Below are 5,774 nucleotides of genomic sequence, written 5' to 3'. Positions count from 1 at the left end.
GCTTCAATTCGGAGGGATTTTTGATTGTCCAAACCATATCTCCAGAGATCAGAAACCCTTTATTGGGAGGTCGCTCCATGGGAGTAAAAAAATAATAATTTTCTGTCGCAATTGCTGAACGAAGCCCGAACCTACTTTGAACAAAACTCCGACTGATTGCTCCCGCCGTTGGCGGGACGGCAGAAACTGAATGCTCGGGCGGGCGAAAATTCCTTCCCCCCAACCCCCTTCCTTTTCGCCCGCCTGATTGGACGGCCAGAATTTTTTGCGAGCGGACGGCGGAATCTCAAAATGGGTGGCGGGTGAGTTTAGCCGTTTTCCATTATTGAAATGAATGCGTTAAGTTCAGCTATATTTGATCTTTGATTATCAAGTACTTGTTTCGAAAAAATTTTAATATATTCAGCTAATTCTGTGCGCTTTTTCTTGTCCATATAATTTGTTTCAAATTCGCTTTTGCACCATGCCGACTGTTTTGTTGAGAAATTTTGTCCGGGTCGGAGAATTGAAAGTAAAGTTGCTTCCAGACAAGGTGAGTTTTCTAATATTTCCACCCTTTTCTTTTTCGCTTCATCGCATGCTTGTTTCATTTCTTTTTGTTTTTTGTCGTTATCCAAAACAACGATCCTTCTTTTAAAATCGCCCGGCTCGTTTATCGCATTCACAACAACACTTTTGGGGTTTCCTCCTTTTCCATTTCTGATAGTTACCGACACGCCGCTATTATAAGCATACAGTGAGCGCAAGTGTTTAAGAAAAACCTCCTCGCCCAATCCCTCGCCATACATCAAAAGAGTTCGTTTGGCGCTTCGGCGTTTTTTCTTGTACGGATTTGTTCTTGACATATTTTTTTGGTATTTATATTTTTGGAACGGCTCCGTACGCGCCAGCAAGGTATTTTGAATAATAGTTTTCATCGGAGCGGACATCAGAAACCTCATCCAAACGCCATGCTTCGCTTATGCCATTTTCATTTTTTTCGACCAAAACAATTTGATATTTATCAAGTTTGCTTAAAAGAATATGACTGTGGGTGCTCATAAATAATTGAGCGTTTTTTGGATTTGTTTCAGGTTGGACAAACAAATTATATAAAGCACTCACCATTTCAGGGTGAAGATTGACATCAAACTCATCAACAACGGCAATACTTCCTTTTTCAAGCGCAGCAAGAATGCTTTTCAGAAGCACAAATAATTGTTTGGTACCGGATGATTCATATTGCACAGGCAAATATTGTTTTTGCCCGTTAAACAAATGCGCCGCTCGCACATTAAGCGAAAAACCATTTTCTTTTTTTTCTTTTTTGATTTCAAATCCACTTAAACCCAAATCAAAACGACACAATAATTTTTCAGCCTCCGTTTTAAGGACACTGTTTTCGCTAAAAAAATTAAATGCCTCGCCGAGTTGAGCGATTGAATTTGGCAACAAATGATCGCCGATCCATCCAGCCTCAACGACATTTGTTTCAATCTGCCCCCAATATTTTGCGATTATTTGGCTTTCAACATGATTAAGACGAGCGGCGGTGCCGATTACGCTTGCGTTTGTGCGCAAAAGGTTTTCAAGTCCTTTTGGCAATTCAAAGTTTTCTCCTTCAAAATCATAACGATTTTCTGTTTTATTCCAATTGCGGGAAAATATTTTCTTGGTTGATTTCTTTTCTTTCGCGAAACTGGTTAGTTTCAGTTCTTCACTTAAAATTTTTTCCTTAGTAATGACAAATTCATAAGTATAGACCTTTCCGTCAATTTCAAAAACCACTGATAAATCTGTAGGTTCATTTTTCGCGTCGCCAAAAGCAAAAGATTGCACAACAATCGGATCTTCCGGCTTAGCGTTAAACGAATCAATAATCAGCCATTTCAAGAAAGGCAAAATTTTAAGCAAATTTGTTTTGCCGGAAGCGTTTGGTCCGATGACGGTTTCTATCTTTGAAAGACGGTTGCCGGAAGGCGCCATAAAATACCCATTGTTTTCGGGAGCGTTATTGTTTACTCCAAAATTAAGAGTGGTTTCTTCTCCAAAGGAGTAAAAATTTTTGCAGGAAAATGAATGAATCATATTGTTATAGATTTTATTATAATATACTCGACTGACTCTATCTTAGCAGATATTTAAAAAATTGCAAGTGTTTCTACGATATTTTGTGGAAAACCTTGAAATATAGCATCATTTAAACCTATTTTGCCCTATATCTCACTTAATACATCAACGATTTTTTGCTCCATTATTTCAATTACTCCTTTATTCGGCATTCTCCCGATTCTAGTTTAGATGCGATCTCTTGAGTATACGCATTGAAAGTCCTGAACGCGTCACCTTTTAATGGCTCATCCTTTATTTGTAGGAGTTTTTTCTTGATGTTTTTCCCCACCCCCTCTATGTCATCAATGGTCTTTATAAATACGTTTGGTTCATTCCGCAATAGAAACCATTCTTTATCGGTATCTTTACTTTTATCCAACAACTCTATGTCCTCTCGTGTCATTTTCGGAAATAAATAGTAGAATTTTTTATCGTAGAAGTAATATTTAGTAAGAAACATTTCACCTACTGCAATATGACCTGCTCGTTGTGATCCGTCAGTAAAGTTTCTCCTACTTCTTCCGGCGTACTTTATAACATAATCATCCTTTATTATTGTCGATCTCTTTTTTGCAAATTCTTTCCAATCTCCTTTGTAAAATAACTGGAATTTTGTATTGAATATTTTATGCATTTCTTCCAGATAACTTTTTATAAAAGCATCAAAGGAGTTTTTGTCGTTATATCTTTCCAATAATCCCCTTACCACCTTAAGATCATCAGTGACTAAATAATTACCTTTTTCTACTTGTGAAGCATAATAAGCCATTCCAAATAAATCTGGCTGTATTTGGCTAGGACCCTTTTTAAGATAATAAACCCCGACCAGGCCGTTTTTTACAGCACCAAGCGCATGGTGAAATCTTTGGTAAAGAGCGTTGCCAGCTGAATTTCGATTCAATGCGTCAGTTCCCTCTAGCGCAATGATTGGCTTTTTGTCTATCATTTTGTTGTTAAAACCATCCACCCATTCTTTATCAACATACCAACAAGCATCACAAGATCCATAGGAGACACCATCAAAACCGAAGGTGAGACCTCCGTCAGAAAATAAGTTTTGATCCTCTCTGCTACTTTGTGGAAATATTCTCAATTTTATATCTCCATGCTTGTAGCCAAGAGTGTCTATTATTTCTCGTTTAATTATTTCGTCGCTAGATAAAGCCATAAATTATAATTGTTTAATCTTTATGAGTATTTTCTCAATATCAATACTTAAAACAAAATCAACAAGATCAGACTCTTTGTTTAGAGAAGAGCCTGTTTTGTTTAGATAAAACTCTTTCAACTCATCGTTAGTAAAATTAGCAATCAAGTAAAACTTGATATAATTTTCTAACCATTGAATATAATTCTCTTTTGATAATGGATTTTTTGAAATATATCTATCCTTGGGCGGACTGACTGTAATTTTAAAATTTTTATCAAAAGTGATCAGGCCAAAATAATTCTCTGCTGGACTAGATTTTGACGGGTGAATTTCAAAACCCTTATCAAACAAACCTGTTTCCAAATATTTCTCTAACTGCTTAGACATTTGGGAGGTGCCTGTCTTTGCTTCACCGACTAATAGTTCAGAATCTTTTATTTCGGTGGTATCTTCACGAAAATCTTTAAAATTTCTGATTAAAGCAAGTTCAATAATATGGAAACCACGGCTAGATAAAAAGCCAGATTTATTAATTTTCTGTATTGTATTTATCAATCCGTATCCAGCAAAATCAGGAGAACCTAAAGAGTGGGCAAGCGGTACCTGATTCTCCACGATAAAACCGAGGTTTTTAAAATATTCTGCGGCAAGATACTCCATTAATGGCTCCATGCCGTTGCCTTGTTTGCTTGTCTCTATCCGCTGAATAATATACTGCCTTGGATTCTTGATTTCAGTAAATTTTTCTTTCAAGTAGGCGACGAGGTCTTTCTCCGAATCAAATTCAATCGGTACAACATATTTATCTTCACCAAATAAATAATCCTTAGCTTGAGATAATATGTAAGGTGTGTTTTTCAGTACTCCATTATCAAAAATCCCCGACACAAATTTATAGTTAAAGGCATTATAAAAAAGCTTAAGTAATCCTTTGGGGGTAAATGGATAGATCGGATTTTCAAAATAGCCAGCACCGGTGATACTACTATAAATAAAAGCCTCTTTGGCAGGCATTTTGACGGCCATACCAAGCGCAGTTTCAACAATTTCAAATTTGAAATTAGCTCTGAATATATTAAAAAAATCTTTGGTGTATATTTCCATATAATTAAACATGTTCGAGCTTAAGTAATCTTTGCTGAACAACCTCGTTATTCTTATGTTGAGTAATCTCTTGAAAAAGATTTGTTATGTTCTCAATACTCAGTTTTTCGTGTTCAGCCACTTGAGACCCATCAAAAATCTTACTAATAACAACACCTACAAATAAATCGTATGCTTTGTTCAGATTGAAAAGTTTGCCATTCTTCTTTCCTAAACACTTGGTGATTTCGTTGGCAATTTCGTGAGGGTATACTCTTTTTTGATTATAATTTTTTATATCCTTTTGACTGTTTCTAAAGGTCACATAGAAATCAGACTTTGGTGAAAACTTAGCCCAGTTTTTGTTATAAGGACTCCCAAAAGTATCGTAGGAAGAAATATCTACTAACTCCATCCCATGATCCCTTATTAATTCTGCGAGGCTTATCCATATTTTTAAATCCTTGTTATGAAAAGCCAAAGTAAAATATGCGTCTTTTTTTAGAACTCTGTTAACTTCACCAATAAAAGAAACTATCTGGTTGTAATATTCATTCCTTCCTTTTTTTTGAACAGGGTTAATGATGACTTCGTTCTCAATATCAAACTCCTTTTCAAGCCAACAATTCCAAATATACGAAAGCTCTGAGTATTGAATAGTGTCTCCATAGGGTGGGTCAGTGATTAAATAATCCACACTCGCCCCTTTTATTTCAGACATATTGAGAGACGATTTGTTGTAAATTTTTGATATAGGCTTGGAGATCTTATTTTGAGAAGCTTTTTCTGCGATGACCTCCTTTGCCATTTTTACATTCTTAATTCGGTCGACAAATCTCCACCACACGTTCTCCTCGATAAAATCATCTGGAATCCAAAAGTTATTCACGCCCAATGGACGAACATTCTCGGCTTTTAATTTGCTCACATGCAAAAGAGTATTTGTAAAAGCAAGCATGAACAAATTTTTATTCTTTAGAGGCAATTCATTGATTGAAGTATGAAGCAAAGCCAAAGAGAGAAGGTTTCTTTTTGAAAACATGTCGGATACTCGGCTCACACCCTTATACGAAAACCTGTCCTTATAAAACTTTGCCGGAAAATCCTTGTCTGGATATTTCAAGCTTTTAGGAAACTTTACAGTTGGCTCTAAATCGCTCTTGGGCAAACTAACTTTTTCTTTGTTTAGGAAATTGTCATCAGCAATAACTGCGTTGTAGTATTTACTATTTTTCTTTCCTAAAATGGTATACAAAATGTATTTATTCTTGGTTTTATAGAGAGCCATTATCTTTTCGCTCACGGCATCTTTAATTACCGCGAATTCCTTTTCAAATGAAGTTTGATTATAGCTGATCTTTAGGGAATTCTTCGCAAGAAAAACTGCAAAAGGATTTAGATCGTAACCAATGAAATTTCTATCGGCCAAAACTGACTGCAAGCCAATAAT

5 protein-coding genes are annotated in these 5,774 nt (G+C 35.9%); all 5 read right to left on the bottom strand.

Features of this window, described 5'->3' with window-relative positions:
* Positions 1-308: 308 nt before the first annotated feature.
* The gene (locus KJ562_03475) at positions 309-845 is read right to left on the bottom strand and encodes an RloB domain-containing protein (GenBank protein MBU3964751.1); all 537 of its coding nucleotides are present in this window, start codon (positions 843-845) and stop codon (positions 309-311) included.
* A gap of 13 nt (positions 846-858) precedes the next feature.
* Positions 859-2,067 (bottom strand): ATP-binding protein, encoded by a 1,209-nt coding sequence (locus KJ562_03470; protein ID MBU3964750.1) that lies wholly within the window; start codon positions 2,065-2,067, stop codon positions 859-861.
* A gap of 175 nt (positions 2,068-2,242) precedes the next feature.
* Positions 2,243-3,259 (bottom strand): hypothetical protein, encoded by a 1,017-nt coding sequence (locus tag KJ562_03465; protein ID MBU3964749.1) that lies wholly within the window; start codon positions 3,257-3,259, stop codon positions 2,243-2,245.
* Between the two features lie 3 nt (positions 3,260-3,262).
* Positions 3,263-4,345: a hypothetical protein gene (locus KJ562_03460; protein ID MBU3964748.1), complete on the bottom strand. Its 1,083-nt coding sequence runs from the start codon at positions 4,343-4,345 to the stop codon at positions 3,263-3,265.
* Positions 4,346-4,349: 4 nt separating this feature from the next.
* Positions 4,350-5,774 (bottom strand): hypothetical protein (locus tag KJ562_03455; GenBank protein ID MBU3964747.1); only part of this gene is annotated, 1,425 nt, incomplete at its 5' end.

The organism is Patescibacteria group bacterium, from assembly GCA_018900835.1.
Lineage (GTDB): Bacteria > Patescibacteriota > Minisyncoccia > Minisyncoccales > PEYH01 > PEYH01.
The sequence above is the reverse complement of the archived record's forward strand: the minus strand, read 5'-3'. Positions and strand labels throughout refer to the sequence as shown.

Coding starts and splice junctions, on each gene's coding strand:
- KJ562_03475 (MBU3964751.1), bottom strand. CDS start 845: ATGTCAAGAACAAATCCGTACAAGAAAAAACGCCGAAGCGCCAAACGA.
- KJ562_03470 (MBU3964750.1), bottom strand. CDS start 2,067: ATGATTCATTCATTTTCCTGCAAAAATTTTTACTCCTTTGGAGAAGAA.
- KJ562_03465 (MBU3964749.1), bottom strand. CDS start 3,259: ATGGCTTTATCTAGCGACGAAATAATTAAACGAGAAATAATAGACACT.
- KJ562_03460 (MBU3964748.1), bottom strand. CDS start 4,345: ATGGAAATATACACCAAAGATTTTTTTAATATATTCAGAGCTAATTTC.